The organism is Pantoea sp. MBLJ3 (assembly GCF_000816655.1).
GTDB lineage: Bacteria > Pseudomonadota > Gammaproteobacteria > Enterobacterales > Enterobacteriaceae > Pantoea > Pantoea eucalypti.
Window position 1 is genome coordinate 127,273 of record NZ_JSUT01000012.1, and the last position, 25,920, is coordinate 153,192.

Genomic DNA, 25,920 nt, shown 5'->3' on the forward strand with positions numbered 1-25,920 from the left:
TTTCTCAAGAGTTAAAAAGTGACGATATGAATTCTCTGTTTGCCAGCACGGCGCGTGGGCTCGAAGAGCTGTTAAAAAGTGAGCTGGACGCGCTGGGCGCGCAGGATTTGCAAGTGGTGCAGGGAGGCGTTCACTACGAAGCCGACGATCGCGCCATGTACCAAAGTCTGATGTGGAGTCGTTTAGCATCACGCATCCTGTTGCCGCTGGGAGAGTTTGGCGTCTACAGCGATCTTGATCTCTATCTGGGTGTACAGAGCGTGGACTGGCCGACGATGTTCGGCAGCGACAAAACGTTTGTCGTGCATTTCAGCGGCACCAACGACTCGATTCGTAATAGCCAGTTTGGCGCGCTGAAAGTGAAAGATGCCATCGTGGACAGCTTTACCCGTCAAAACCTCGAGCGGCCGAATGTCGATCGTGAGCAGGCGGATATCCGTGTCAACGTCTGGCTGAATGACGATCGTGCCAGTATTGCGCTGGATCTCAGCGGCAGCTCGCTGCATCAGCGCGGCTATCGGCAGCAAACCGGTCAGGCACCGTTGAAAGAGACGCTGGCCGCAGCGATTGTGCTGCGTTCTGGCTGGGAGCCGACCACGCCGCTGATCGATCCGATGTGTGGTTCCGGTACGCTGCTGATTGAAGCCGCACTAATTGCCTGCGATCGCGCACCAGGCCTGCTGCGCAAGCACTGGGGCTTCACCGCCTGGAGTCAGTTTAATGCTGCTCTGTGGCAGGACGTGAAAGCCGAGGCGCAGGCGCGTGCCCGTGCGGGCACCGCCGCCACCCAGGCGCGCTTCTTTGGCTATGATAATAATGGCCGCGTGCTGGAGTGGGCGCAGGCGAATGCCCGTCGCGCAGGCGTTTATGAACTCTTTACCTTTGCTCAACAGGACCTGCTGAAGCTGACCAATCCGGTCGATCCGGCTGTGCATGGCACGGTGCTGAGCAATCCGCCTTACGGTGAACGTCTGGAGAGCGAACCCGCCCTCATTGCGCTGCACAGCCAGCTTGGACGTCTGATGAAGCAGCATTTTGGCGGCTGGAATCTGTCGCTGTTCAGCGCCTCGCCTGAACTGCTGAGCTGCCTGCAACTGCGTGCCGACCGCCAGTTCAAAGCGAAAAACGGTCCGCTGGATTGCGTTCAGAAAAATTATCAGCTGGCGGTCAACAGCCATGAAAGCGCCGGTCAGATTGCGGAAGATTACGCGAACCGTCTGCGTAAAAATGTGAAAAAGCTGGAGAAGTGGGCGCGTCAGGAAGGCATTGAATGCTACCGCATTTATGACGCCGATCTGCCAGACTACAACGTCGCTGTCGATCGCTATGGCGACTGGGTGATTATCCAGGAATATGCGCCACCGAAAACGATCGATCCGAACAAAGCGCGTCAGCGCCTGTTCGATGTGATCAGCGCGACCCTGAGCGTACTGGAACTGCCTGCCGACCGTCTGATTATGAAAACGCGTGAGCGTCAGAAAGGCAAAGCGCAGTATCAGAAGCTCAGCGAAAAGGGCGACTATTTCGAAGTTAAAGAGTTTAATGCGCATTTCTGGGTGAATCTGACCGACTATCTCGATACCGGCCTGTTCCTCGATCACCGCATTGCCCGTAAAATGCTCGGCCAGATGAGCCAGGGCAAAGATTTCCTGAACCTGTTTGCCTATACCGGCACCGCCAGTGTGCATGCCGGTCTGGGTGGGGCGCGTTCGACCACCACGGTCGATATGTCGCGGACCTATCTGGAGTGGGCGGAGCGCAACCTGCGTCTTAACGGACTGACCGGGCGTCAGCACCGCCTGATGCAGGCAGACTGCCTGAGCTGGCTGAATGAGAGTGACGAGAATTTTGACCTGATCTTTATCGATCCGCCAACCTTCTCCAACTCAAAACGTATGGAAGAGAGCTTTGACGTTCAGCGCGATCATATGATGCTGATGCGTAACCTGAAGCGCCTGCTGCGTCGCGGCGGCACCATCATGTTCTCCAATAACAAACGCGGTTTCAAAATGGACATGGATGGCCTGAAAGCACTGGGCCTGCAGGCGCAGGATATTACCCAGAAAACACAGTCGCAGGACTTCGCGCGTAACCGTCAAATTCACAACTGCTGGCTGATCACTCACGCCGGTAAGGAATAAGATTACATGTCATTAATCAGTATCCACGGCGCTTATCTCTCCTTCAGCGATGCGCCGCTGCTAGACAACACCGAACTGCACATTGAAGAGAACGAACGCGTCTGTCTGGTGGGCCGTAACGGTGCAGGTAAATCCACACTGATGAAAATCATCAACGGCGAACAGCCGCTGGATGATGGCCGCATTATTTATGAAACCGATCTGGTGGTTGCGCGTCTGCAACAGGATCCACCGCGTAACATCACCGGTTCGGTCTATGACTTCGTGGCTGAGGGCGTTGAAGAGCAGGCTGAGCATCTGAAAGCCTATCACGCCATTTCCCATGTGGTGATGGACGATCCAAGCGATAAAAACCTCAATGAGATGGCGCGTCTGCAGAGTATTCTCGACCATCAGAATTTGTGGCAGCTGGAAAGCCGCATCCATGACGTGCTGGAGCAGATTGGTCTGCAGCCCGATACCGAACTGTCGTCGCTCTCTGGCGGCTGGCTGCGTAAAGCGGCGCTGGGCCGTGCGCTGGTCAGTAACCCGCGCGTGCTGATGCTGGATGAGCCAACCAACCACCTCGATATTGAAACCATCGACTGGCTGGAAACGTTCCTGAAGAACTTTACCGGCAGCATCATCTTTATTTCGCATGACCGTTCGTTTATCCGCAACATGGCGACACGTATCGTCGATCTCGACCGCGGCAAGCTGGTCTCCTGGCCGGGCAACTACGATCTCTATCTGGAAGGCAAAGAAGAAGCCTTGCGCGTTGAAGAGATGCAGAACGCAGAATTCGACCGCAAGCTTGCGCAGGAAGAGGTGTGGATCCGTCAGGGCATCAAAGCCCGTCGTACACGTAACGAAGGCCGTGTGCGTGCGCTGAAAGCGCTGCGTCGTGAGCATTCGGAACGTCGCGAAGTCATGGGCAAAGCCAACATGCAGGTGGGCGAAGCGTCCCGCTCCGGCAAAATTGTGTTTGAGCTGGAAAATGTCGACTACGCGGTCGACGGCAAAGTGCTGGTGAAGGATTTCTCAACCCAGGTTCAGCGTGGCGACAAAATTGCGCTGATTGGACCGAACGGTTGCGGTAAAACCACCTTACTGCGTCTGATGCTGCAGCAATTAAAAGCGGATCATGGCCGCGTGCATTCCGGCACCAAGCTGGAAGTGGCCTACTTTGACCAGCATCGCGCTGAACTGGATCCGGATCGCACCGTGATGGACAACCTGGCCGAAGGCAAGCAGGAAGTGCTGGTTAACGGCAAACCGCGCCACGTGCTGGGCTATCTGCAGGACTTCCTGTTCCATCCTAAACGTGCCATGACGCCGGTGCGCGCACTTTCGGGTGGTGAACGTAACCGCCTGTTGCTGGCGCGTCTGTTCCTGCGTCCCAGCAACCTGATGATTCTGGATGAACCAACAAACGACCTCGACGTCGAAACGCTGGAACTGCTGGAAGAACTGATTGATGGTTATCAGGGCACCGTCTTACTGGTCAGTCACGATCGTCAGTTCGTCGACAATACCGTCACTGAGTGCTGGATTTTTGAAGGCAACGGCGAAATCGGCACCTTTGTGGGCGGTTATCACGATGCTCAGCAGCAGCGCGCCGCCTACCGTCAGCACAGAGCTGCCACACCCGCAAAAGCGACGGCTAATACCGCTAAGCCTGCCGCAGAGAAGAGTGATGCGAAGCGTAACGTAAATAAACTCAGCTACAACCTGGCGCGAGAGCTGGAACAGTTGCCGCAAAAACTGGAGCAGCTGGAGGCGCGCATCGGCGAACTGCAGGCGAAGATGAGTCACCCGGACTTCTTCAGTCAGGCACACGATCAGACACAGCCGGTGCTGGATAATCTGGCGCAGGCTGAGCAGGAGCTGGAAACCGCTTTTGCGCGCTGGGAAGAGCTTGAGTCACTGAAAAACGGCGCGTAGGGCAGGGCTAACGGATGTGTTCAGCAGTGAAAAGTAACGCGTGGATACTTTGTCCACAATGCGATTTAATGATTAAGCTGCCGGACATTCCCGTTGGCAGCCGTGCATCATGCCCGCGCTGCCACACCTCCCTGACGGCCAACTGGCACGAGCCGCGCAAACGACCGACGAGCTATGCGCTGGCAGCACTGTTTATGCTGCTGCTGGCGAATCTGTTTCCTTTCGTCTCAATGAAAGTTGCGGGGCTGACCAGCCAGATTACACTTTCGCAGATCCCCAAGGTCATGGTGACGGAAGATTACAGCAGCCTGGCGACGCTGTTCCTGCTCTTTGTGCAGGCGGTCCCGGCTTTCTGCATGATCACCATTATACTGCTGGTCAATCCGGTTCCTTTTCCAACCCGACTTAAAATTGGTCTGGCACGCATCCTGTTTCAGCTGCGTAACTGGGGCATGGCAGAAATTTTTATGGCGGGCGTGCTGGTCAGCTTCGTCAAACTGATGGCCTACGGTGAGATTGGCCTGGAGACCAGTTTCTGGCCGTGGGTGCTGTTTTGTCTGTTACAACTTCGGGCCTTTCAGTGCGTTGACCGGCGCGAGTTGTGGGAGAGTCTCTCCCCCCGACCCGCGCTACCTCATCTGCCCGAAGTGGGCATCAGTGGTTTAGAGCAGGGCCTGCGTTCCTGCCCATGCTGTACGGCCATTCTGCCTGAAGCTGAGCATACCTGTCCGCGCTGCGGCGTAACGGCGCAGGCGCGACGAAAGCACAGCCTGCAGTGGACGCTGGCGCTGTTGTTTACCTCCATACTGCTTTATATCCCCGCCAACCTGTTGCCGATCATGGTGACGGAAACCCTCGGCACAGCGTATCCCTCTAATATTATGGCGGGGGTGATTGTGCTGTGGGATGACGGTTCTTATCCGGTAGCGCTGGTGATTTTTATCGCCAGCATTATGGTGCCTACGCTAAAAATGCTGGCGATTGGCTGGCTCTGCTGGGATGCCAGCGGGCGCGGACGGCGTGACAGCCACAGGATGCACAAAATTTATGAAGTGGTTGAATTTGTTGGCCGCTGGTCAATGATTGACGTGTTTGTGATTGCCGTGCTCTCTGCGCTGGTGCGTATGGGGCAATTAATGAATGTTTATCCCGCGTGGGGGGCAGTACTGTTTGCGATGGTGGTGATTATCACCATGATTGCTGCCATGACCTTTGACCCGCGATTAACCTGGGATCGTGTACGCGAAAACAATATGAAGGAGTCGCGCCTTGACGGAAACTAACCACGGCCATGCAAAGGTGGAACAGATTAAGCGCTGGTCGCCGGTCTGGATTGTCCCCATCGTTACGCTGTTAATTGGCGGGTGGATCCTGTTCTACCATTTCAGCCATCAGGGGCCTGAAGTCACCTTAATCACCGAAAACGCCGAAGGCATTGTTGCGGGTAAAACCACAATTAAAAGTCGCAGCGTGGATGTCGGTATCGTGGAGAGCGCGGTGTTAAGCGACGATCTCCACCATGTAGAAATTAAGGCCCGTCTTAATGCGGGTATGGGAAAACTGCTGCATAAAGACAGTGTTTTCTGGGTAGTGAAACCGCAAATAGGACGTGAAGGCATCAGCGGGCTGGGAACGCTGCTGTCAGGTGCCTACATTGAATTACAGCCCGGCACCAAAAGTGAAGCGCCAGAACAGTTTAACCTGCTCGATGCCCCTCCTTTAGCGCCGCCAGATGCGAAAGGTATCCGCATTATTCTCGACAGCAAAAAAGCGGGTCAGCTTAATCCGGGCGATCCGGTGCTGTTCCGCGGCTATCGCGTCGGTACGGTTGAGACCAGCGTTTTTGATACTGATAAACGTATGATGACCTATCAGCTGTTTGTCGCTGCGCCTTACGACCGCCTGGTGACGACCAACGTGCGTTTCTGGAAGGACAGCGGTATCGCCGTGGATATGTCTGCCTCTGGCATGCGCGTAGAAATGGGTTCGCTCACGACGCTCTTCAGTGGTGGCGTCAGTTTTGATGTGCCGGATGGCTGGGAACTGGGTGAGCCTGCGCAGAACAAATCTGATTATCATCTGTTTGACGATCAGCGCAGTATTCAGGACTCACTTTATACCAACCATATTGATTACCTGATGTTCTTCACCGACTCGATTCGTGGTCTTCAGGCAGGCGCGCCGGTTGAGTTCCGGGGTATTCGTCTGGGTACCGTTTCTGAAGCGCCATTGATGAAAGCAGGCCTGGATCAGGCGCTGAATAATGATTACCGCGTACCGGTACTGATTCGTATTGAGCCGGATCGCTTTATCAGCCGGCTGGGTGAAAATTTCGATCTTGAACAGCATCTGCAGGATGGTAAGAAACGCGGTCTGCGTGCCACGCTGAAAACGGGCAACCTGCTGTCGGGCGCACTCTATGTCGATCTCGACTTCTATGACAATGCGCCAGCCTATAAAGGACCACAGAAAGTCTCTGGCTATGAAGTGATCCCAACGGTCAGTGGTGGCCTGAGCCAGATTCAGCAGAAGCTGATGGCGGCACTGGATAAAATCAACAGTCTTCCACTGAACGGCATGGTTAACGAAGCCACAGGTACACTGAAAGAGAGCCAGAAAACGATGCGTGATCTGCAGCGCACCATCGACAACATCAACAAAGTCACTGGCAGTCCGGCGATGAAAACGCTGCCGGAAGATCTGCAGCAGACATTGCGCGAGCTGAACCGCAGCATGAAGGGCCTGCAGCCAGGTTCGCCAGCTTACACCAAAGTGGTAGGCGATATGCAGCGACTGGATCAGGTACTGCGTGAACTTCAGCCGGTACTGAGAACGCTCAACAATAAGAGCAATGCGCTGGTATTTGAGGCGAAACCGGGACAGGATCCCCAGCCGAAGAGGGCGAAACAGTGAAGAAAGGATTGATACTTTGTGCCGCGCTGGTGTTAAGTGCGTGCAGTAGCAGCGTTGACAATACCTGGTATCAGCTGCCCTCCGGGGCGGCATCCATGCAGGTCAGCAGCAGCCAGCTGAATGAAGCGCAGCCCATGTTGTGGGTGCAGCAGGTGACGGTGCCGGATTATCTGGCAGGCAATGGACTGGTTTATCAGACCAGCGATGTCAAATATGTCATCGCCACAAATAATCTCTGGGCCAGTCCGCTCGATCAGCAGTTGCAGCAGACGCTGATCACTAACCTGAGCAAGGCGTTGCCAGGCCGGCTGGTGGCCGGTTCACCGTTAGGTGCGCAACACGATACGCTTAACGTGACGGTCACCGGCTTCCAGGGACGTTACGATGGCAAAGCGATCGTCAGTGGTGAATGGACGCTGGAACATCAGGGCCGTCTGACTAAGCAGGCGTTTAATCTGGTTCTGCCGCAAACCGAAGATGGCTATGATGCTATGGTCCGTACGCTGGCGGCGGGCTGGCAACAGACTGCGCAGAAGATTGCCAACAGTGTGGTTGCGTTAAATTAAGATTAATGTGAATAAATAAGCTAAGCCCCTGTCCGGTTGTCGTGATTTTTCGACGCCGGCCAGGGGCTTTTTTATTAGCTTAATCAGAGAGATGGTGTTGATGTGTGCATCACAAAACGCCGTTATTTTTACCGATTAAGGTCACATTTATGACACTGGCATGAAGATTGAGCATTGATCTTTGGATTCGCAGGAGGTAGAACATAAGGGTGGTTGAACATTAAATCACCACTTTTCTTTCCACCAGATTCCACAGACCTTACATGAGGGACACGGAGTATGAAGAGACAGAAACGAGACCGCCTCGAACGCGCCCATTCACGTGGTTATCAGGCAGGCATTACTGGACGCTCAAAAGAGATGTGTCCGTATCAGTTGATTGACGCTAAGTCTCACTGGTTGGGAGGTTGGCGACAAGCCATGGAGGACAGGTCGGTAGCTGCATAACCGGATGTCACTGAAAAGGGAATATAACCTCCGCCATGCGCGGAGGTTTTTGTTTCCGGAGGAAACGCTTAGAAAGCGGCGGTATCTTTAAACAGGCCGACTTTCAGATCGCTGGCGGTATAGATCAGATTACCGTCAACCAGCACTTCACCATCTGCCACGCCCATCACCAGTTTACGGTTGATCACGCGTTTGAAGTGAATGCGGTAAGTAACTTTCTTCGCTTCTGGCAACACCTGACCGGTGAATTTCACTTCACCCACGCCCAGTGCACGGCCTTTACCTTCGCCGCCCAGCCAGCCCAGATAGAAACCAACCAGCTGCCACATGGCATCCAGGCCCAGGCAGCCCGGCATCACCGGATCGCCAATGAAGTGGCAACCGAAGAACCAGAGATCGGGATTGATATCCAGCTCCGCTTCAACAAAGCCTTTGTCATATTTGCCGCCGTCTTCGGTCATTTTGACCACGCGGTCCATCATCAGCATGTTGCCGGATGGAAGCGGCGGACCATTTTCGCCAAACAGTTCACCACGACCTGACAGAATCAGATCTTCTTTGGTATAGGATTCGCGTTTATCTACCATGTTTTCAATAAGCCTTGTTTTAGTGAATCACGAATATTAGCGAACAGTTGTACGCTGAGCAAATCGGATTAACGGTGGTTAAACCAGTTAAGCCAGCGCAGCGCCCAGGGACGTTGCGGACCGTCCGGCTGGTTGAACAGGCTAATGCGTTCCTGGATGGTATTCAGCAGGCAATCACCCAGACCATCCTCGGTACTCCAGATTTTCCCCGTCAGCAGCGGCAGTGCTTCCTCGGCCTGGTCAATGGCCCAGATGTGGAAGCGACCCTGCTCAACCGCCGTGACAACAGCCTGGTTCAGACTAAGATGACGCACATTGCAGGCAGGAATAATCACTCCCTGCTGGCCCGTCAGTTCTCGCTGATGGCAAATATCAAAGAAGCCTTCGATCTTCTCATTCAGCCCGCCCACAGGTTGCACGTTGCCGAATTGATCGACCGAGCCGGTGACAGCAATTTGCTGATTGATGGGCTGATTTGCCAATGCGCTTATTAAGGCACAGAGTTCAGCCAGCGAGGCGCTGTCACCATCCACTTCGGAATAAGATTGTTCAAACACCATTGAGGCCGAGAAGGGCAGTTGCTGATCAAGTTCCAGCTCGGCAGTGAGGTAAGCCTGCATAATCATCATACCTTTGGCATGGATATTCCCGCCCAGCTCCGCTTTGCGTTCGATATCCATGAACTCACCATCACCAGGATGGACTACGCAGGTAATGCGAGAAGTATCGCCCCAGGCGCGCGGGTGGCCAGGAAATTCCACCACTGACAGACCATTAATCTGACCGACAACTTCACCTTCAGTTTCAATCAGAATCTGCCGCAGCAGGATCTCATCACGCATCCGTTCATTGAGATAATTCTCGCGCCATAAGCGCGCTTCCAACGCATCACGTAGCGCTTCAGCATTGAGTTGTTCATCGCCCATCAGGGCTGACTCGCGCATCTGACGCTGGAGCCAGCGGGGACAAAGTGGCAGGGTATCCTGATCGCCGCTATAGCGAGCGCCTTCTTTAATCAGCTCGGGCCAGAAGTCCTCTTCCGGCAGGGGCAGCCCCGCCTGCTGTGCCAGTTCTGCGTTCCAGCGACACCAGGCAAGCATGTCATCCTCATCCAGAATCTGAATATTCTCTTCAAACTCAGTATAGATGGCCATTTCGTGTGCTTCAGGGTCGAGCTCCTGAAAATCTGCCAGCGTTTCACGTTCGCCACACAGGACCAGATTGAGGCTGAGTGGCAGAGGCGGAATAGAAACCGGCAGCGGCTGGCGTTCGTCCTGGGATGTCCACTCGACATAGCCCTGTTCAATACACTTTTTCAGGCGCAACCAGAGAATGGGCTGCGTCATCAGGCTTTGCAAGGAGAGCACCAGCGTGCCGCCGTTAGCGCGATGTATCAGGCCCGGGTCGAGCTGGATGCGATCTTTATACTGGCGCACGCAGCCAAACAACTGTTCCATCTCAATCCACTCAGCAAAGTGAATACCACCCTGACTGGTGAACGGGCGTTGCGGATCGGAGGGAGGCTGGAGCGTGACATTATCTGCCATGATATGGTAATCACCACCATACAGCGTGGTACTGTCGGCCATAACCCGTTGTGCGGCCTGGGCAATGAATGCCAGATAATCGCGATTCTCCTGGCTACGAACCAGCAGTAATGGGAACCCTTGCGTCTGATGGTGTAAATGCGCAAGTGCATTCAGCAAACGGGGCTGTACCGTTGCCAGAGCATCAGTTTCTTCATCAGCAATTCGGGAGAAAACGGATTGGTATTGCGCGCTATCCGGCTGTAAGGTCTGCCACGTAAGTTGGGTGCTGGTCAAAATAATCGCATTTGTCTGTATTAAGAAAAGCGAGATTATACAGGAATCACCCTTGTTAAGCACTGCAGACTTCCTGTTGAAGATGTGATGATGACAGCATGTTTTTCGTTGCTGCATCCGGGAAAAAAGCTGTTATTCTTAGTTCGTTACGTGATCACGATGAGATTCCGATGAAATACCAGCAACTCGAAAATCTTGAATGTGGATGGAAGTGGAAATACCTGGTGAAAAAACATCGGGAAGGTGAACTGATCACGCGTCACCTTGAATTAAGTGCGGCGCAGGCTGCAGTCGATAAGCTTCTGGCGATGGAAAATAATCCGGTCACGGTGAATGAATGGATCGCGGAACATATCCATTCTGATCTGGATAATCGGCTGAAACAGACTATCCGTGCCCGGCGAAAACGCCATTTCAATGCTGAACATCAGCACACCCGTAAAAAATCCATCGACCTTGAATATCTGGTCTGGCAACGACTGGCGGGACTGGCACAGCGGCGCGGCTGCACGCTTTCTGAAACAATTGTTCAGTTGATAGAAGATGCAGAACGTAAAGAGAAATATGCCACTCAGATGTCCAGCCTGAAACAGGATTTGCAGGCGATCCTGGGTAATTCAGGCTCTGAAAGCGAGTAACGTAACGGGAGCAATGTCATCCCTGAACGCCTGATGCCAGCTTTATTACTGGCATAAAAAAACCCCGCCTTGGCGGGGTTTTTTATGACATGTAAACTTAAGCCTGTGGCTGAGTTACAACGTCTTTGATGCCTTTAACATCGATTTCTACGCGACGATCCGGAGACAGGCAATCGATCAGGGCATTACGGCCTTTCACGCTGTCACAGGTATTGCCGGTAACTGGGTTAGATTTACCCATGCCACGTGCAGAGATCTTGTTAGAAGGGATACCTTTAGAGACCAGGTAATCTACGACTGACTGAGCACGTTTCTCAGACAGTTTCTGGTTGTACTGCTCTGAACCGATGCGGTCGGTGAAGCCCAGTACGACAACGGAACCATCTTTAGGATCCATTGAGCTCAGCTGGCTGTACAGCTGATCCAGAGCCTGCTGGCCTTCTGGCTTCAGGGTAGATTTGTTGAAGGTGAACAGAACGTCAGACTTCAGAGTGAAACGCTTGGTTTCAACAACTGGCGCTGGTGCTGGAGCCGGAGCTGGTGCCGGAGCAGCGACGTCATCCTGACCGAAGCGGTATGAAACGCCTACGCTCAGCATGCCATTGTCTGGACGAGCACCAACGGTCTGTGCATCACCGATGTTGTTAACCCACTGGTAATCCAGACGGGTAGCCCAGTTCTGAGTCAGCGCATATTCAACACCAACTGCAGCCAGCGGAGATACGCCGGTGTCGTGGTCGCTGATGCGGCCAGTAGTTGAGTTAGTCTGCGTTGCATCTGCACGCCATACCATGCCGCCCAGACGAGTATACACGTCCAGATCGTCATTAATTGGGTAGCTCAGTTTAGCAGCCAGCTGAACGCCCTGTGCTTTGAATGCGCCGTTAGTCACATTGCCTTTATTAGGCATGCGACCCAGCCAGTCATAGCCCATCTCGAAGCCCAGGTATGGGTTTGCCTGATAACCAACGAACGCACCTGCGCCCAGCTGGCTTTCATGAGTTGGACCGTCATTGTTCTCGTAACCGTGACCGTAGTAGCCAGTGTCGTGATACTGAGACCAGCCCAGTTTAGCACCGGTGTACCAGGTGTTATCTTTCGGAGCGGCCTGCGCTACGGTAGCGAAGCCAGCCAGTGCCACTGCAATTGCGATAGCTGTCTTTTTCATTTTGCGCCTCGTTATCATCCAAATAGGCAATGAGCAAAAAGGTTGCTCTTGGTTTAAATCCTTCGCCGGGTCAAAACGCTCGCTTATGACTCTACCGCAAAAAACGGAGGTTATTGAGCACCCTGGCGAGCTAAAGTCTACAACGAGATTGGAAACTTACAAGTATGATGTGAGGCGCTACTGTAAAAAAACAGCGGTTTATACACAATTTCTAACAATTAGGATGGTCGTAACGTCGCAGCAAAAAGCCCAAAAAACCTGCTAACCCATTGTCACAGCTCGAACTAACAGAATCAGTGGTTTAGCGACAACTGATAAGAATAATAGCCTGGGAAACTTCTTATTTTTACTTAATGAAACAAATCCGACTGAATTTTTATCGCACTTTGCGGTCTCAGAGGCGCTTCCGTTGTCCCACTGGCCCGCAAAATCAAACCCAGCGCTTCACCCTCAGCTGCCGCATTTTCAAGTTGACGACGCTCATTTTCATCAAGATCGTACGGAATCCATGCCAGAACAACGCTGTAATTTCCCGTACGCAACGCTTTAACCATCGCCTCAACCGCATTCAGACGTTCAGAATCGGCGATATGCATACTTTTATCTAATGGTAAGCCTGATTCCTGCAACCAGGTGCGGTTCAGTTTATGTGCCGGTGTTAACCACAACTGCCAGCGTGACTGCTGACTCAGTTGCTGTAATAACGGCAACAGCATCATCTGCATCATACCGGGCTGCTCGCTGTAACGTAACTCAGTAATTCCACCACCCTGCGTGGACGGAACAGAAGAGGACGCATAATGATGAGCATAGCGTGCATTATTAGGATGTTGTGTTCGCATAAGTTAATCACCAGCAGTGGACTGTATGAATATACAGTACTGTCATCCTGGATAAAGATCAACCCAAATTTCTGAAAACGCCTCGCAAAAACGCGACAAGATTAGTTGAAGCACTATTTATTCATTGAACCCGCTGCCACTTTTTTTTATCTTCTAATTACCTGATACACAACGTAATTTACCAGATATTTCTTACATGGAGGTGGTGCAATGAAAAAGATTAATCCGGTTGTCGAGCGCTCCAGAGCGCACCTGGGCCCGTTGGGAACAATTGAGTCCCGGACCCAGTTTGGTGGCTATGCACTGGCTGTCGAAAGCGTGGTTTTCGCGTTAATTAATAAAGATGAACTCTACCTGCGGGCCAGTGAACCCTTGCGGGATTACATTACCGACCGTCCGCTCCAGCCCCTGATTTTTCGCAAACGGGGCAAGTCAGTGAAGCTTGATTACTTTCAGGTCGATGAAGCCTTATGGCGGGATCCTGACCATCTTCTGACGCTCTCCGCGGCCTCTTTAGAAACGGCACAGCGCGAGTTGCAGCACAGACAAGCCTCTCCGCGTTTGAAAGATCTGCCTAATCTCAGTGTACGCATGGAAGTCATGTTGTACGAGGCGGGCGTGATGAGTGTCAATCATCTTTACCAGATGGGAGCCAAACAGTGCTGGCTGAAGTTAAAAGCGATCAACCAGCACGTTGGATTTCAGACACTACTGGCGCTGCAGGGTGCGATTACGGGCCACCATGCGGCCGCACTGCCACTGGCCACCCGTGCCGAGCTGAATGCATGGTTTCAACGCACGCTTTTATCGAAACCAGACTTCAGAGGCGAAGAAGGCTAATCAGCAATAAGCGTGCGGCGCAGGCGAGCCACATCAGGCATTAAGGCTACCAGCAGTCCGAGTTGCTGAAGCACCAGCGGCGCACGCACATCCGCATCTGCGGCCAACTGGCTGATGCGATGAGCCAGTTGATGGCGCATTGTTTCAACATGCTCATCGCTGACTACGTCCGTCTGAAGCACATCCTCAACATAACAAACTGTATCATCCAGCAAGGTCAGCAGTTCTGGTGCCGTAATTTTGTCACGGTGCGCGCCGAGTGCAGAAATGTAACTCAGAAACGAGTGGTTTGAGCAAAGCAGCTGAAAAGCCGATTCGCGCAGTTTCTGACTGGTGCGACTTTCACTGCTCATGTTTGAAACCACGGATGCCAGCTCGGCATCTGCATTGTGTGCGTCACGGCGGGCAATGCGATAGGCGAGACGGTTATCCTTGCCCTGATGATACTGTTCCATGATCGCATCCAGATAGCGGCAGTTCGCTTTCAGGGTTCGTTCAGCCACCGCCGGCAACTGACGAAAGCGCCAGTCTGGCCAGATAAACGCCACAGCCAGCCAGGCCAGGCCACAGCCGAGTAAGGTGTCCACTACGCGTGGCAGGGCGACCTCAAAGCCTTCCCCTAACAGGTTAAAGCAGAGCAGAACCAGCAATGTGATAAACAGCGTGGCCTGCGCATACTGTACCTGCCTGAAAGCGAAGAACAGCACGCCGGAAATCACAATCAGGATTAACTGCCCTTCAATTGAGGGCACCAGCCATAAAACGGGCAGACCAATAGCAATGCCCGCCAGTGTTCCGCCGATACGTAAGGCCAGTCGCCGCTGCGTTGCGTTGTAGTTGGGCTGGCAGACAAACAGGCTGGTCAGCAAAATCCAGTATCCCCGCTCGAGTCCGGTGATCTTAATGAAGCCATAGCCGATACAGAGCACGACTGACATGCGAACTGCATGCCGGAATAGCGCCGATGAGGGAGAGAGATGACGGCTAAAGCGCAGCCTGATGTCACTCCAGCCACTTAATCCTTCGCGTGACAGCAGATTATCGCTGTGCTGAGGATCTTCACCGGCCAGCGTCTGTTCAGATTCGATGGAGGCAAGGTGGGCATCAATGGCGCGCAGATTGCGCAGCAGCCAGAAAAGGGCACGGGTATGCTCGGCCTCAGGCTCGCGCTGCTCCAGACGTTCAATTGCTTTTTGTAATCGTTCAAACGCGCGCTCAAATCGACTGTCATGCACCCATCTTTCACGCACCAGAATGCAGTGTGCCAGCTGGCGACAGGCTTGTGCCTGCATGTTAAGAAGACGCTGGAAGCGAAACAGAATTTCGTTATAGCGCCAGTCACCGCGCAGCAGATGATATTGCAAATGGGACGAGCTGGCCCGTTCATGAATGTCCTGCGCCACAAAATAGTAGTGCAGACTACGGCGGGTGCCGCGCGACCCGCGATCGCCACGCAGTCGACTCTGCAGCGTAGTTTTGGTCAGGTTGAGCTGCGCCACTAACTGGCTGTTGACCATCGCCGCATCGATAAACGCGGCGTCATCCTGCTCACCAGCATCCGGATCGAAGAGATTCGCTTTGGCATCCAGGTAACGCGCCAGTTGTGAAAAGCTGCCAGCCAGCTGTTCCTGCACCGGCCGGACCGGAAACATCAGATGACCCAGCAGCGTCAGCAGGTTGTACCACAGCGCGCCGACCAGCAGCAGCATCGGCTGCATATACCACTGACTGAACAGCCCGATGCCGAGCATGGTATAGACCGCAATCAGCAGCGCACCAAACGCGATAGTGGCGTAGCGCTGGCCCAGGGCACCCAGCAGAATAAAGCCCCATGTCGAGATCGCCAGCCCGACAATAAAGGCGAACGGATAGGGAAACAGGAGTTCTACTGAAACGGAGGCGATGCAGAAGCAAAGCAGGGTAATCAGCAGATTCTTCAGACGACCGGCCAGGCGATCATCAAGATCGGCCAGCGCAGCCGCGACCACCCCCAGCGTTAAGGGAATCGTCCACTCAATCTGATGCAGCCACCAGGGGATGGCAGCGCAGCCACTCAGCGCAAACAAAATCCGCAGCAGATAGCGCCACGTACTATTAAACAGATATTTTCGCCAGCCAGGCACTGCATCCGACATCATATTAATAGCGGCGGGCATTGGCTTCGCGCGCGGCGCGCGCCTCTTCCACGGACACCACGCGGCGTCCAACCGGCCAGAGGGCGATAGCGGCAATCTTAAAGTTCGCAATCCCTGTTGGAATACCGATGATGCTGATGCATTGCACAATCCCCACCGAGATATGTGAAAGGCAGAGCCACCAGCCAAAGAAAATCAGCCAGAAAATATTCAGGAAAGTTCCGCCGGTATTCAGAATATGACTCTTACTTTCAGGACGAAGCACATCGACATGCACCGCCTCGTTGCCAAACGGCAGCAGCGAGAGCTTTGTAATTTCCCAGCAGGAGCGGGTCAGTGGCAGGGTAAAAATCAGCACGACACTGATTAACGTGGCAAACAGCCAGCTCAGCGTGGTGAAAAAGCCACCCAGGACAAAATTAAGAATATTTAAAACGGTGCGCATGATCGTCTTTTCCTTTTGCATTCCGCAAGATGTGACGCCAAGTTTAGCTTGTTTTAAGGCTGGAGCGCTAAGGGTCTGACAGGTAAACTCCCCTTAATCCTGTTATCTGACGTTGGTGTCGGCGTGGAACTGAAAGCAACCTCGATGGGCAAACGACTTGCCCAGCATCCTTATAATCGTGTCCGCCTGATGGCGGCGGGCGTCGAAGTCAGTGGCGATAAGCACGAGTATCTGATCCCCTTTAACCAGTTACTGGATATTGCCTGCAAGCGTGGGCTGGTATGGGGCGAACTGGAATTTTTGCTGGCCGATGAAAAAGTGGTTCGGCTGCACGGAACGGAATGGCAGGAGACGCAGCGCTTTCACCACTATCTGATGCAGGCCTGGCAGAGCTGGAGTCTGGAGATGAGCGCAGTCTGCCGTGAGGTACTCCAGTCGCTGCATGATGAAATCGAGACCTTTGGCGCGCAGGATCGCTGGCTCAACCGCCACGAACTGCAGGGGCTGAAAACAAAAATTCTCAAACAGTTCGATGCGTTGCCAATGCCTCTTATCCGCTTAAAAGAGTTTGCTGACTGCCGCGAGAACTGGGCGTTTTGTCAGCGCTGGCTGGATCAGGGTGACGCGGCCTTGCAGCAGCGAAACCGCGACTGGACGGCCGCTATGTTAAGCCGTTATCAGGCATTCTTTGCCAGCGTCGAGAGCACGCCACTGAATCAGTCGCAGTGTGAGGCGGTGGTCAACGGCGAAAATTCATTGCTGGTGCTGGCTGGCGCCGGTAGCGGTAAAACGTCAGTGCTGGTGGCCCGGGCAGGCTGGTTAATGCAGCGCAAGCTAGCCAGCGCCGATCAAATCCTGTTACTGGCATTTGGCCGCGAGGCTGCCAAAGAGATGAACGAGCGTATCCAGTCACGGCTCTCCGCGGATGACATCCAGGCGAGAACCTTCCATTCTCTGGCGCTGCATATTATTCGTGAAGGCAGTAATAAGCAGCCGGTTATCAGCAAGCTGGAGAGTGATGCGGATGCGCGTCGCGCGTTATTGATCCGGGAATGGCAGCAGCAGTGCCATGAGAAGAAAGCGATGGCAAACGGCTGGCGTCAGTGGCTGCGTGACGAACTGCAGTGGGAATTACCGGAGGGGCCTTTCTGGGAGGACGACAGGCTGGCAAAGCGGCTGGCGTCACGACTGGAGCGCTGGCTCGGCCTGATGCGCATGCACGGAGGTGCACAGGCAGCTATGATCGCGGATGTGCCGGAAGAGGTCCGGGATCTCTTCAGTAAACGCATCAAACTGATGGCACCGTTGTTGAAAGCGTGGAAGAGTGCGTTGAAAGAGGAGGGCGCGGTCGACTTTTCGGGTCTGATTCATCAGGCAATAGCCGTTCTGGAAAAAGGGCGGTTTATTAGTCCGTGGAAACACATACTGGTGGATGAGTTCCAGGATATTTCACCTCAGCGTGCCGCCTTGCTCAGCGCACTCCGCCAGCAGAATAAGCGCACCGCCCTGTTTGCGGTTGGCGATGACTGGCAGGCTATCTATCGCTTCAGCGGCGCAGAGATGACGCTGACGACCGCATTCCATCACTATTTTGGTGAGGGTGATCGTTGCGTGCTCGACACCACCTACCGCTTTAACGATCGCATTGGCGATATTGCTAATCGTTTTATCCAGCAGAATCCTCAACAGCTGGCAAAACCACTGAATAGCGTCACCAAAGGCAATAAGAAATCGATTGCATTGCTGGCAGAGGATCAGCTGGACGCCCTGCTGAACAAACTCAGTGGTTATGCGAAACCGGATGAGCGTATTCTGCTGCTGGCGCGCTATCACTATCTGCGGCCAGACATACTGGATAAAGCCCGAACCCGCTGGCCGAAACTCAATCTGGACTTTATGACGATCCACGCCAGCAAAGGCCAGCAGGCGGATTATGTCATTCTGCTGGGATTACAACAGGGCAAAGAGGGCTTCCCGGCGGAAGTCCGCGAGTCAGTTATTGAACAGGGCTTACTGCCGCAGCCCGAACCTTTCCCGCATGCGGAGGAGCGCCGTCTGGCCTATGTGGCACTGACGCGAGCGCGTCAGCAGGTCTTTTTACTGTTCGATAAAGCAGCGCCGTCACCGTTTGTCGATGACTTCCGCGAGCTCGGTGTGCCAGTACTGCGTAAAGCCTGAGTTATTTCAGGCGATCGGCCAGATAGCGCTGATAATCGGGAATCATAATCTCCAGGCTTTGCGCAAACAGCGGCGACTGAATAATAAAGTCCGCTGTGGAGCGATTTGTGGCAACCGGAATATTCCAGACGGTTGCCAGACGCAGCAGCGCTTTGACATCCGGATCGTGCGGCACGGCGTTAAGCGGATCCCAGAAAAAAATCAGTGCATCAATTTTTCCTTCTGAAATCAGCGCACCCACCTGCTGATCACCGCCCATCGGACCGCTCAGCATGGCTGTCACGTTCAGGCCGGTATCACGATTAATCAGATTCCCGGTCGTCCCGGTCGCATAGAGGATGTGTTGTTCCAGCGCGGGCTGATTCTGTTTAACCCAGTCAAGCAGTGCGGCTTTGCAGTGGTCATGGGCGACCAGCGCGATATGTTTTATGGTGCCAAGGGTGCGAACAGTCTGTTCCATAGAGGCGTCCTGATAAGGCTCATGCGCAATGAGAGGGATCCTGAGTTTACCTCTGGCCCATTAACGCTATCAACTCGTACGTAGCATTTTGACCAGTGTCATAAATTGCTGGCGCGTCGCTTCATCGAAACGATGAAACCAGCGGTGCAGCGAGGGCAGTTCGGCCTGTGAAGTCCAGTCCAGGTCTGCGGTAAGCCTGACGGAAGAGGGGGGAGCAGAAGCGGAATTTGCAAACCGGGGCACAGAGGCGATCTGGCGGGTGCGGTTATAATTCAGCATCGCTTTTTCCATGTCGGCGGTTGTGATGGCCGGCAGGTGGTCACGCACGCTGGTAATCTCCGTGCCTTTTTCATCCACCAGCTGGAAGTTAAGGCTGCGGTCAAAATGATAACGCTCGCGTTTTGTCTCCAGCGCGGGCAGCCGAATAGTAATGGTTTTGGCTACAGCAGTGAACGTGACAATCATCGGCAGAGACTGATAGGCAATGACATTCTCTTTCAGCCCTTTGCGCTGATGCTCTACCCGGAACAGAAACTGATGCTGACCGCGATCCAGCTCCAGGCTGTCAGCTCCTTTGAGGAGCGAACCTGAAATTTTTCGACCATCCAGCACCAGTAGCTCGATTTGCGGATCAAGCTTTAATGTGATGGCAGAACAGGACGCCGAAACGAGGAGTGTAAGTAACCCCGTTACAGCCAGCGACAGCTTCATTTCAACTCCGGTAACTGATGACACGAAAGGGGATGTGTAGCAAATTCTTACATTATGGCAGTTAATTTACATTTAAACATATTTATTCGTGCGCGGGTTCAATTAATTGTGCTCAGGACTTACCCGTTAACGAGCGCACCCATCTACACTCAACGCTGGCCTGAAAGGAGAGAAACATGAACGACCAGACAATTCGTGACGTGCTGACGCGAACCCAACGTATCGCCTTAGTTGGAGCAAGTGATCGCCCCGAACGTCCCAGTTACGGTGTGATGAAGTATCTGCTTGATCAGGGCTATGACGTGATCCCGGTCAGCCCGAAACTTGCAGGGAAAACAGTGCTGGGGCAACAGGGTTATGCCAGTCTGGCGGATGTACCCGGCGGGATTGATATGGTGGATGTCTTCCGCAATTCTGAAGCCGCATGGGGTGTCGCCCAGGAGGCTATAGCCGTCGGGGCAAAGACATTATGGCTGCAACTCGGCGTGATTAATGAACAGGCGGCGGTGCTGGCTCAGGATGCAGGCATGACGGTGATTATGGATCGTTGCCCGAAGATTGAAATTCCACGTCTGGGGATTACGCGCTAAATCAGGGGTGGCGGCAGAGCGTGCCGCCACAGATTAGTGTCGCAGATGAGGTGCCTGCAATTGCTGACGTACGGATGCAGCGAGCTCATCCATTGAAGGTTGCTCAGGATGTTCAATGCTGGTTTCACCTGAAAGCTGAATCTCTGCGACATAGGTATGAACCTGATCGCCTTCCTCATCTTCCATCACCACATGATACCAGGGTGCGGTACGCATCTTTTCTTCTGCACCAACATCTTCAATTTTAGGCTCGTCTAACGAGTACTCAGGATCGACATCAACGATAACGCCCAGTACGCCGGACAAACGATGACGAACCTGCTGACCAATACCAAATTTACTGGCAATCATTTTACTGGCAATCATAGTGACCTCCGAAAAAAAGCTCTCTTACCAATATGGGGTCAGGAGCCCATTTTTCAAGTCACATCACGCGGCAGGCAAAACCTTTCAGATAGAGGCCTTCCGGATAGCTGGCGATGACCGGATGATCCGCTGCCTGACGGAACTGTTCGATAAACTGCACTTCGCGTCCCGCATCCAGCGCGGCATCGGCAATAATCTTCTGGAACAGTTCGGTAGCCATCAGACCGGAGCAGGAGAAGGTCATCAGGACCCCGCCCGGATTCAGTAACTGAATGGCAAGCATATTAATATCTTTATAGCCGCGACAGGCACCCATTAACTGGCTTTTGTTTTCGACGAATTTGGGCGGATCCATAATGATCAGATCAAATTTCTCGCCACTGTCACGATAGCGGCGCAGCAGTTTGAACACATCATCACGCTCAAAACGGGCGCGAGAAAGATCCAGCTCGTTCAGTTCAACGTTCTGACGGGCTACGTCCAGCGCTTCCTGAGAGGTATCCACACTGATGACTTCTTTACACCCACCCATCAGCGCAGAAACAGCGAATCCGCCTGTGTAAGAGAAGCAGTTCAGTACACGTGCATCCTGTGCATAACGACGCGTAGCAAGACGACTGTCACGCTGATCAAGGTAATAGCCCGTTTTATGGCCGCCCTGGATATCAACCAGCAGCTTCATGCCATGTTCTGTGATCGGCAGCAGGGGCGGTGGCAGTTCACCGGTGACGGGGCCTTGTGTCAGCTCCAGACCTTCTTTCTTGCGTACGGCGACGTCAGAACGGTCATAGATGGCGCAGCCAGGGAAACACTGCTGGAGGGCGGTGATAATCGCCGCACGCTGATATTCCGCGCCAGCCGAGAGCAGCTGCATTACTAAAAAGTTGCCAAAACGATCAATAGTGACGCCGGGCAAATTATCAGACTCACCGGCAATCAGGCGATAACTGTCCAGACCATCACGGGCCGCCAGCCATTTACGCCACTGCTGCGCCTGTTCGAAACGGCGGACAAAGAAAGCGATATCGATGGATTCATCGGCCTGCCAGCTCCAGACGCGGGCGCGAATCTGCGACTCGGGTGAATATGCGGCGCGAGCCAGCCATTTGCCGTTGCTGTCACAAACGTCAAGGGTTTCACCCCGTTGTGCTTTACCTTCCAGACGTGCAACGGCACCTGAAAAGACCCATGGATGGCGACGGAGCAGGGACTTTTCACGTCCCTTTGCGAGAATCAATCTGACTGTCATAGTTTGCTATGCTTACCTGAAAAAATGAGGCGCCATTGTCCGGTGGATAACGGGAAATTGCAACGAACAGCAGCAGGAGAGAATAATGTCAGCAGCCTGTTTTAAAGCATGGGTTCATGGCCGCGTCCAGGGCGTCGGGTTTCGTTACAGTACGCAGGCAGAAGCCAGGACGCTGGGCGTGCTGGGCTACGCGCGGAATCTGGATGACGGCAGCGTCGAGGTGCTGGCCTGGGGCGACGCGGAGAAGGTCGAAGCGCTAATCGCCTGGCTTAAAGCGGGCGGGCCCCGCAGTGCGCGCGTTGATAAGGTGCTGGTGGAACCGCACCAGCCCGCAGAGCCACCCCGCGATTTTACAACCGGTTAATCACAGACACTTTGCCGGTTTAGGCAGGCCGGCAATTTTCGTTGCCTGTTTAGCCGGCCCTTCAGGAAACAGGCGGAAGAGGTAGCGGCTGTTGCCTTTCTCTTCCCCGTATTTCTTCGCCATTGCCTTTACCAGCATCCGCACGGCGGGTGAGGTATTAAATTCCAGATAAAACGCGCGCACAAAATGGACCACTTCCCAGTGTGCTTCGGTCATGGTGAGGCCTTCCCGCTCAGCAATGTGTGCCGCCAGCGCTTCACTCCAGTCGTCGGTACTCTTCAGATAGCCTTCGGCATCGACGGCGATTTCGTTACCGTTAAAATTCACGTGATCTCCTCTCTGTAAATGACGGCGCAGTTTAGCAAACCTGGCAGGCAGTAAAAGCAAAAACCCCGCCGAAGCGGGGTTTTACAGGCCGACTGTCATTGCCGGTTAGTTGCTGCGGGCGAAACCCAGCAGGCTAAGCAGGCTGACGAAGATGTTATACAACGAAACATAGAGGCTGACCGTCGCGCGGATGTAGTTGGTTTCGCCACCATGAATGATGTTGCTGGTTTCCCACAAAATTGCACCGGCTGAAAACAGAATAAACAGGGCGCTGATAGCCAGATGCAAGGCAGGCAACTGCAGGAAGATGTTGGCGACCACCGCAACCAGCAGTACCACAAAACCTGCCATCATCATGCCACCCAGGAAGGACATATCACGACGGGTTGTCAGCACGTAGGCAGAACAGCAGAAGAACACCAGCGCCGTACCGCCCAGCGCCAGTGCGATCACGTCGCCCATGCCTGCGGTTAAGAAGGAGCTCAGAATAGGGCCCAGGCAGTATCCCAGGAAGCCGGTAAACGCAAACGCGGCAAGAATACCCATCGGGCTGTTAGCCAGGCGGTAGGTTAAAAACATCAAACCATAGAAGCCGACCAGCATCAGGATCAGGCCCGGCGCAGGCAAGGCAAGCAGGGTGCTGGCGGTAGCTGTAACCGCCGAAAAGGCCAGAGTCAGCCCAAGCAGAAAATAGGTATTGCGCAGAACTCTGTGCGTTGAAAGCAGTGAAGACTGCGATGAGGTGACAATTCTTTCCATATTGCGCTCCTTTAAGCAGAACACTAATAAGCAGATCGTTAAATATGTGCCGAGAATACGCAGCCCATTAAAGAGGGAAAAGGCGTTTTACCCTTCTTTACGCGCTAATCTGCTAATTGTTTGAGCAGAGTGGCGATTTTGACACCAAAAAATCACAATCTGGCTGTTTTTCAGGCGAATAAACAGATAGATGCTTTACATCCCTAAACGGGGTGTTTATAGTGCGCGTCATTGCGGAGGGGTGGCCGAGCGGCTTAAGGCAGCGGTCTTGAAAACCGCCGATGGGAAACCATCCGAGAGTTCGAATCTCTCCTCCTCCGCCACTTTATCTGCCACGGGCAATAAAGCGGTAAAAATCAATAGTTTTGCCGATGCAGTACAGTTTCAAAACGGAGGGGTGGCCGAGCGGCTTAAGGCAGCGGTCTTGAAAACCGCCGATGGGAAACCATCCGAGAGTTCGAATCTCTCCTCCTCCGCCACATTTTACAGGCCAGCACTCCGTGCTGGCCTGTTTCGTTTCTGACGTTCCAGCTTCTTCCTCCAGTCCGAAAAACCACGTCTCTGCTGCTGACGCGCGGCTGCGCATTCATCTGTTCGATGCATCTCTGCTATAGTCCACTCACTGTTTTTGCAAACATCTGGCGCTTTTCCGAGGCGAGCTGAGTTACACTGTTGATTACTTCGCTCTGAGGCGAGCTAATCGGTTGATAGCCAGAGTGTTTCTTTACTGAATAAATGGAATAGGCACAATGATCAAGAAACTGAGTCTTTGCGCATTGTCAGTGCTCGCTGCATTGCCGGTCGGAACGGTAGCATTTGCTGCTGAGGGTGACATGCAGCTGCAACAGGTGCTGATGTTGAGTCGTCACAATCTGCGTGCGCCACTGGCCGATAATGGCAGCGTGCTGGAACAGTCCACCAAAAAAAGCTGGCCGCAGTGGGATGTTCCCGGCGGACAGCTGACCACTAAAGGTGGCGTGCTGGAAGTCTACATGGGTAATTACACCCGTCAGTGGCTGGCACAGCAGGGCCTGGTGAAGAACGGCAGCTGTGCTGACAGTAATAACGTCTTTGTCTACGCTAACAGCCTGCAACGCACCGTTGCGACGGCTCAGTTCTTTGTTAATGGTGCCTTCCCAGGCTGTGACGTCGCGGTCACACACCAGGATGAAATGGGCTCCATGGATCCTATCTTTAATCCGGTCATCACCGATGGCAGCGATGCTTTCAATAAGAAAGCACTGGCCGCGATGACCGCAGCAAATGAAAAACTGTCGCTGAAACCTGCTTTCCAGCGCCTGGAAAAGATTGTCGACTATAAAGCATCGCCTGCCTGCAACAATAAAAAGCAGTGCGATCTCAGCAGCGGCCAGAACACCTTCAGCGCTGAAAACGGTAAAGAGCCAACTGTCAGTGGCCCGCTGAAAGTGGGTAACTCCCTGATGGATGCGTTTACGCTGCAGTATTACGAAGGATTCCCGCTGGATCAGGTTGCATGGGGCCAGATCAAGACGCCTGAACAGTGGAAAGAGCTGTCAGCCATTAAAAATGGTTATCAGGACGCCCTGTTCACCAGCCCGGACGTTTCCCGTGAAGTGGCGGCCCCACTGGTGGATTACATCCGCAGTCAGTTAGTGGATCAGGACAAAGCTAACGCGCCGAAAATCACGCTGATGGTGGGTCATGACTCGAATATCGCCTCGCTGCTGAGCGCGTTGCAGGTCAAACCATATGAGCTGCCTGATACTTACGAAAAAACGCCGATTGGCGGCCAGGTTGTTTTCGAACGCTGGCATGATGCGAAAACGGATAAAGACCTGCTCAAAGTCGAGTATGTCTATCAGACGGCCGATCAGCTGCGCAACGCTGACGTGCTGAGTCTGAAAAACCCACCGAAGCGCGTTACGCTGCAACTGGCGGGTTGTGAGACGGATGCAAACGGCTATTGCAGCTGGGATCAGTTCTCTCAGGCGCTGAATGCTGCGCTGCAGGGCACGCCAATGCAACCTGCGGCGGCACCACAACCGGCAGCACAGTCTGACGACGACAGCGCAAAAGCCGCAGCGACGAATGACGCTGCTGCTGATAAAGCTGAAGCGGATAAAGCGACCGCAGCCAAAGCGAAAGCTGAAGCCGACAAAGCTGCCGCTGAGAAGTCTGAAGCAGATAAAGCGGCTGCTGAGAAAGCAAAAGCGGATAAAGAAGCCGCTGAGAAGGCTAAAGCGGATAAAGCGGCAGCGGAAAAAGCCGCTGCTGAAAAGGCAAAAGCGGATAAAGCCGCTGCTGAGAAAGCGAAGGAAGACAAAGCAGCCTCAGCCAGTGACGCGAAAGCTGACCAGGCTAACGCTGCGAATAAGCCTGCCACAGTGCACAACGACGAATCAAAGTCAGCGGCAACGCAGTAATTGCGCTGTAGCGACCCATAATAAAAAACCCCGTCGAAACGGG

24 protein-coding genes and 2 tRNA genes are annotated in these 25,920 nt (G+C 53.6%); 14 read left to right on the top strand and 12 right to left on the bottom strand.

Annotated elements, in window-relative coordinates:
* Positions 1-26: 26 nt before the first annotated feature.
* From rlmKL to rmf, 6 genes are all read left to right on the top strand, one after another.
* Positions 27-2,141, top strand: a complete 2,115-nt coding sequence (rlmKL, locus tag NP77_RS16970) for a bifunctional 23S rRNA (guanine(2069)-N(7))-methyltransferase RlmK/23S rRNA (guanine(2445)-N(2))-methyltransferase RlmL (protein WP_039660952.1) — start codon at positions 27-29, stop codon at positions 2,139-2,141.
* 6 nt (positions 2,142-2,147) lie between these two features.
* Positions 2,148-4,064, top strand: coding sequence for an ABC transporter ATP-binding protein (locus NP77_RS16975; RefSeq protein ID WP_039660954.1), 1,917 nt, complete (start codon positions 2,148-2,150; stop codon positions 4,062-4,064).
* A gap of 14 nt (positions 4,065-4,078) precedes the next feature.
* The gene (gene pqiA, locus NP77_RS16980; protein WP_039660956.1) at positions 4,079-5,347 is read left to right on the top strand and encodes a membrane integrity-associated transporter subunit PqiA; all 1,269 of its coding nucleotides are present in this window, start codon (positions 4,079-4,081) and stop codon (positions 5,345-5,347) included.
* A complete protein-coding gene (pqiB, locus tag NP77_RS16985; RefSeq protein WP_008925873.1) occupies positions 5,334-6,977 on the top strand; it encodes an intermembrane transport protein PqiB in 1,644 nt (547 codons plus the stop codon). The genes pqiA and pqiB overlap by 14 nt, the downstream gene beginning before the upstream one ends.
* A complete protein-coding gene (gene pqiC / locus NP77_RS16990; protein ID WP_008925874.1) occupies positions 6,974-7,543 on the top strand; it encodes a membrane integrity-associated transporter subunit PqiC in 570 nt (189 codons plus the stop codon). Before pqiB ends, pqiC begins: the two co-directional genes overlap by 4 nt.
* 279 nt (positions 7,544-7,822) lie before the next feature.
* Positions 7,823-7,990 carry a ribosome modulation factor gene (gene rmf, locus NP77_RS23080; protein ID WP_008925875.1) on the top strand — a complete coding sequence of 56 codons (168 nt, stop codon included), beginning with the start codon at positions 7,823-7,825 and terminating at the stop codon, positions 7,988-7,990.
* 68 nt (positions 7,991-8,058) lie between these two features.
* Here the strand turns inward: rmf and fabA are convergent, their stop codons facing one another.
* Positions 8,059-8,577, bottom strand: a complete 519-nt coding sequence (fabA, locus tag NP77_RS16995) for a bifunctional 3-hydroxydecanoyl-ACP dehydratase/trans-2-decenoyl-ACP isomerase (protein ID WP_008925876.1) — start codon at positions 8,575-8,577, stop codon at positions 8,059-8,061.
* A 68-nt stretch (positions 8,578-8,645) separates the two neighbouring features.
* The gene (locus NP77_RS17000; protein ID WP_052250658.1) at positions 8,646-10,517 is read right to left on the bottom strand and encodes a Lon protease family protein; all 1,872 of its coding nucleotides are present in this window, start codon (positions 10,515-10,517) and stop codon (positions 8,646-8,648) included.
* A gap of 53 nt (positions 10,518-10,570) precedes the next feature.
* Between NP77_RS17000 and matP the strand changes: the two genes are divergently transcribed.
* Positions 10,571-11,038, top strand: coding sequence for a macrodomain Ter protein MatP (matP, locus tag NP77_RS17005; RefSeq protein ID WP_008925878.1), 468 nt, complete (start codon positions 10,571-10,573; stop codon positions 11,036-11,038).
* 97 nt (positions 11,039-11,135) lie between these two features.
* Here matP and ompA read toward each other — a convergent pair whose 3' ends face one another.
* Together ompA and sulA are read right to left on the bottom strand one after the other, a co-directional pair.
* Positions 11,136-12,206, bottom strand: coding sequence for a porin OmpA (gene ompA, locus NP77_RS17010; protein ID WP_039660959.1), 1,071 nt, complete (start codon positions 12,204-12,206; stop codon positions 11,136-11,138).
* 350 nt (positions 12,207-12,556) lie between these two features.
* Complete coding sequence (sulA, locus tag NP77_RS17015; protein WP_003850038.1) at positions 12,557-13,048, bottom strand: SOS-induced cell division inhibitor SulA; 492 nt, start codon at positions 13,046-13,048, stop codon at positions 12,557-12,559.
* A gap of 210 nt (positions 13,049-13,258) precedes the next feature.
* Between sulA and NP77_RS17020 the strand changes: the two genes are divergently transcribed.
* Complete coding sequence (locus NP77_RS17020; RefSeq protein WP_003850036.1) at positions 13,259-13,888, top strand: TfoX/Sxy family protein; 630 nt, start codon at positions 13,259-13,261, stop codon at positions 13,886-13,888.
* Here the strand turns inward: NP77_RS17020 and yccS are convergent.
* Together yccS and NP77_RS17030 are read right to left on the bottom strand one after the other, a co-directional pair.
* Positions 13,885-16,044: a YccS family putative transporter gene (gene yccS, locus NP77_RS17025; protein ID WP_039660961.1), complete on the bottom strand. Its 2,160-nt coding sequence runs from the start codon at positions 16,042-16,044 to the stop codon at positions 13,885-13,887. The two genes, NP77_RS17020 and yccS, sit on opposite strands and share 4 nt — an antisense overlap.
* Positions 16,028-16,468 (bottom strand): YccF domain-containing protein, encoded by a 441-nt coding sequence (locus tag NP77_RS17030; RefSeq protein WP_003850033.1) that lies wholly within the window; start codon positions 16,466-16,468, stop codon positions 16,028-16,030. The genes yccS and NP77_RS17030 overlap by 17 nt, the downstream gene beginning before the upstream one ends.
* 123 nt (positions 16,469-16,591) lie before the next feature.
* On the opposite strand from NP77_RS17030, the gene helD reads away from it, so the two are divergent.
* A complete protein-coding gene (gene helD, locus NP77_RS17035; RefSeq protein ID WP_039660963.1) occupies positions 16,592-18,646 on the top strand; it encodes a DNA helicase IV in 2,055 nt (684 codons plus the stop codon).
* Between the two features lies 1 nt (position 18,647).
* Here helD and mgsA read toward each other — a convergent pair whose 3' ends face one another.
* Together mgsA and NP77_RS17045 are read right to left on the bottom strand one after the other, a co-directional pair.
* Complete coding sequence (mgsA, locus tag NP77_RS17040) at positions 18,648-19,106, bottom strand: methylglyoxal synthase (protein WP_003850029.1); 459 nt, start codon at positions 19,104-19,106, stop codon at positions 18,648-18,650.
* A gap of 69 nt (positions 19,107-19,175) precedes the next feature.
* Positions 19,176-19,817: a DUF2057 family protein gene (locus NP77_RS17045; RefSeq protein WP_008925883.1), complete on the bottom strand. Its 642-nt coding sequence runs from the start codon at positions 19,815-19,817 to the stop codon at positions 19,176-19,178.
* Positions 19,818-19,993: 176 nt separating this feature from the next.
* Between NP77_RS17045 and NP77_RS17050 the strand changes: the two genes are divergently transcribed.
* Positions 19,994-20,407 carry a CoA-binding protein gene (locus tag NP77_RS17050; RefSeq protein ID WP_003850025.1) on the top strand — a complete coding sequence of 138 codons (414 nt, stop codon included), beginning with the start codon at positions 19,994-19,996 and terminating at the stop codon, positions 20,405-20,407.
* A gap of 33 nt (positions 20,408-20,440) precedes the next feature.
* Here the strand turns inward: NP77_RS17050 and hspQ are convergent, their stop codons facing one another.
* Together hspQ and rlmI are read right to left on the bottom strand one after the other, a co-directional pair.
* The gene (gene hspQ / locus NP77_RS17055; RefSeq protein ID WP_010246651.1) at positions 20,441-20,758 is read right to left on the bottom strand and encodes a heat shock protein HspQ; all 318 of its coding nucleotides are present in this window, start codon (positions 20,756-20,758) and stop codon (positions 20,441-20,443) included.
* Between the two features lie 73 nt (positions 20,759-20,831).
* Positions 20,832-22,022: a 23S rRNA (cytosine(1962)-C(5))-methyltransferase RlmI gene (gene rlmI, locus NP77_RS17060; protein WP_003850021.1), complete on the bottom strand. Its 1,191-nt coding sequence runs from the start codon at positions 22,020-22,022 to the stop codon at positions 20,832-20,834.
* An 85-nt stretch (positions 22,023-22,107) separates the two neighbouring features.
* Here rlmI and yccX point away from each other — a divergent pair, with 85 nt between their 5' ends.
* The gene (gene yccX / locus NP77_RS17065) at positions 22,108-22,386 is read left to right on the top strand and encodes an acylphosphatase (protein WP_003850019.1); all 279 of its coding nucleotides are present in this window, start codon (positions 22,108-22,110) and stop codon (positions 22,384-22,386) included.
* Here yccX and tusE read toward each other — a convergent pair whose 3' ends face one another.
* Together tusE and yccA are read right to left on the bottom strand one after the other, a co-directional pair.
* On the bottom strand, positions 22,387-22,713 hold the full coding sequence (gene tusE, locus NP77_RS17070; protein WP_003850016.1) for a sulfurtransferase TusE: 327 nt from the start codon (positions 22,711-22,713) through the stop codon (positions 22,387-22,389).
* A gap of 105 nt (positions 22,714-22,818) precedes the next feature.
* Positions 22,819-23,472: an FtsH protease modulator YccA gene (gene yccA / locus NP77_RS17075; protein WP_003850014.1), complete on the bottom strand. Its 654-nt coding sequence runs from the start codon at positions 23,470-23,472 to the stop codon at positions 22,819-22,821.
* A 235-nt stretch (positions 23,473-23,707) separates the two neighbouring features.
* Here yccA and NP77_RS17080 point away from each other — a divergent pair.
* From NP77_RS17080 to agp, 3 genes are all read left to right on the top strand, one after another.
* Positions 23,708-23,795: transfer RNA gene (locus NP77_RS17080), tRNA-Ser, on the top strand.
* Positions 23,796-23,863: 68 nt separating this feature from the next.
* Positions 23,864-23,951, top strand: a tRNA-Ser gene (locus tag NP77_RS17085).
* A gap of 270 nt (positions 23,952-24,221) precedes the next feature.
* A complete protein-coding gene (gene agp / locus NP77_RS17090; RefSeq protein ID WP_039660965.1) occupies positions 24,222-25,877 on the top strand; it encodes a bifunctional glucose-1-phosphatase/inositol phosphatase in 1,656 nt (551 codons plus the stop codon).
* The last annotated feature ends 43 nt before the right edge of the window (positions 25,878-25,920 follow it).

Coding starts and splice junctions, on each gene's coding strand:
- pqiA (WP_039660956.1), top strand. CDS start 4,079: ATGTGTTCAGCAGTGAAAAGTAACGCGTGGATACTTTGTCCACAATGC.
- NP77_RS17045 (WP_008925883.1), bottom strand. CDS start 19,817: ATGAAGCTGTCGCTGGCTGTAACGGGGTTACTTACACTCCTCGTTTCG.
- yccX (WP_003850019.1), top strand. CDS start 22,108: ATGTCAGCAGCCTGTTTTAAAGCATGGGTTCATGGCCGCGTCCAGGGC.
- agp (WP_039660965.1), top strand. CDS start 24,222: ATGATCAAGAAACTGAGTCTTTGCGCATTGTCAGTGCTCGCTGCATTG.
- hspQ (WP_010246651.1), bottom strand. CDS start 20,758: ATGATTGCCAGTAAATTTGGTATTGGTCAGCAGGTTCGTCATCGTTTG.
- ompA (WP_039660959.1), bottom strand. CDS start 12,206: ATGAAAAAGACAGCTATCGCAATTGCAGTGGCACTGGCTGGCTTCGCT.
- yccA (WP_003850014.1), bottom strand. CDS start 23,472: ATGGAAAGAATTGTCACCTCATCGCAGTCTTCACTGCTTTCAACGCAC.
- NP77_RS17030 (WP_003850033.1), bottom strand. CDS start 16,468: ATGCGCACCGTTTTAAATATTCTTAATTTTGTCCTGGGTGGCTTTTTC.
- NP77_RS16975 (WP_039660954.1), top strand. CDS start 2,148: ATGTCATTAATCAGTATCCACGGCGCTTATCTCTCCTTCAGCGATGCG.
- mgsA (WP_003850029.1), bottom strand. CDS start 19,106: ATGGAACAGACTGTTCGCACCCTTGGCACCATAAAACATATCGCGCTG.
- rlmI (WP_003850021.1), bottom strand. CDS start 22,022: ATGACAGTCAGATTGATTCTCGCAAAGGGACGTGAAAAGTCCCTGCTC.
- yccS (WP_039660961.1), bottom strand. CDS start 16,044: ATGCCCGCCGCTATTAATATGATGTCGGATGCAGTGCCTGGCTGGCGA.
- fabA (WP_008925876.1), bottom strand. CDS start 8,577: ATGGTAGATAAACGCGAATCCTATACCAAAGAAGATCTGATTCTGTCA.
- NP77_RS17000 (WP_052250658.1), bottom strand. CDS start 10,517: ATGCAGCAACGAAAAACATGCTGTCATCATCACATCTTCAACAGGAAG.
- rlmKL (WP_039660952.1), top strand. CDS start 27: ATGAATTCTCTGTTTGCCAGCACGGCGCGTGGGCTCGAAGAGCTGTTA.
- rmf (WP_008925875.1), top strand. CDS start 7,823: ATGAAGAGACAGAAACGAGACCGCCTCGAACGCGCCCATTCACGTGGT.
- matP (WP_008925878.1), top strand. CDS start 10,571: ATGAAATACCAGCAACTCGAAAATCTTGAATGTGGATGGAAGTGGAAA.
- sulA (WP_003850038.1), bottom strand. CDS start 13,048: ATGCGAACACAACATCCTAATAATGCACGCTATGCTCATCATTATGCG.
- NP77_RS17020 (WP_003850036.1), top strand. CDS start 13,259: ATGAAAAAGATTAATCCGGTTGTCGAGCGCTCCAGAGCGCACCTGGGC.
- NP77_RS17050 (WP_003850025.1), top strand. CDS start 19,994: ATGAACGACCAGACAATTCGTGACGTGCTGACGCGAACCCAACGTATC.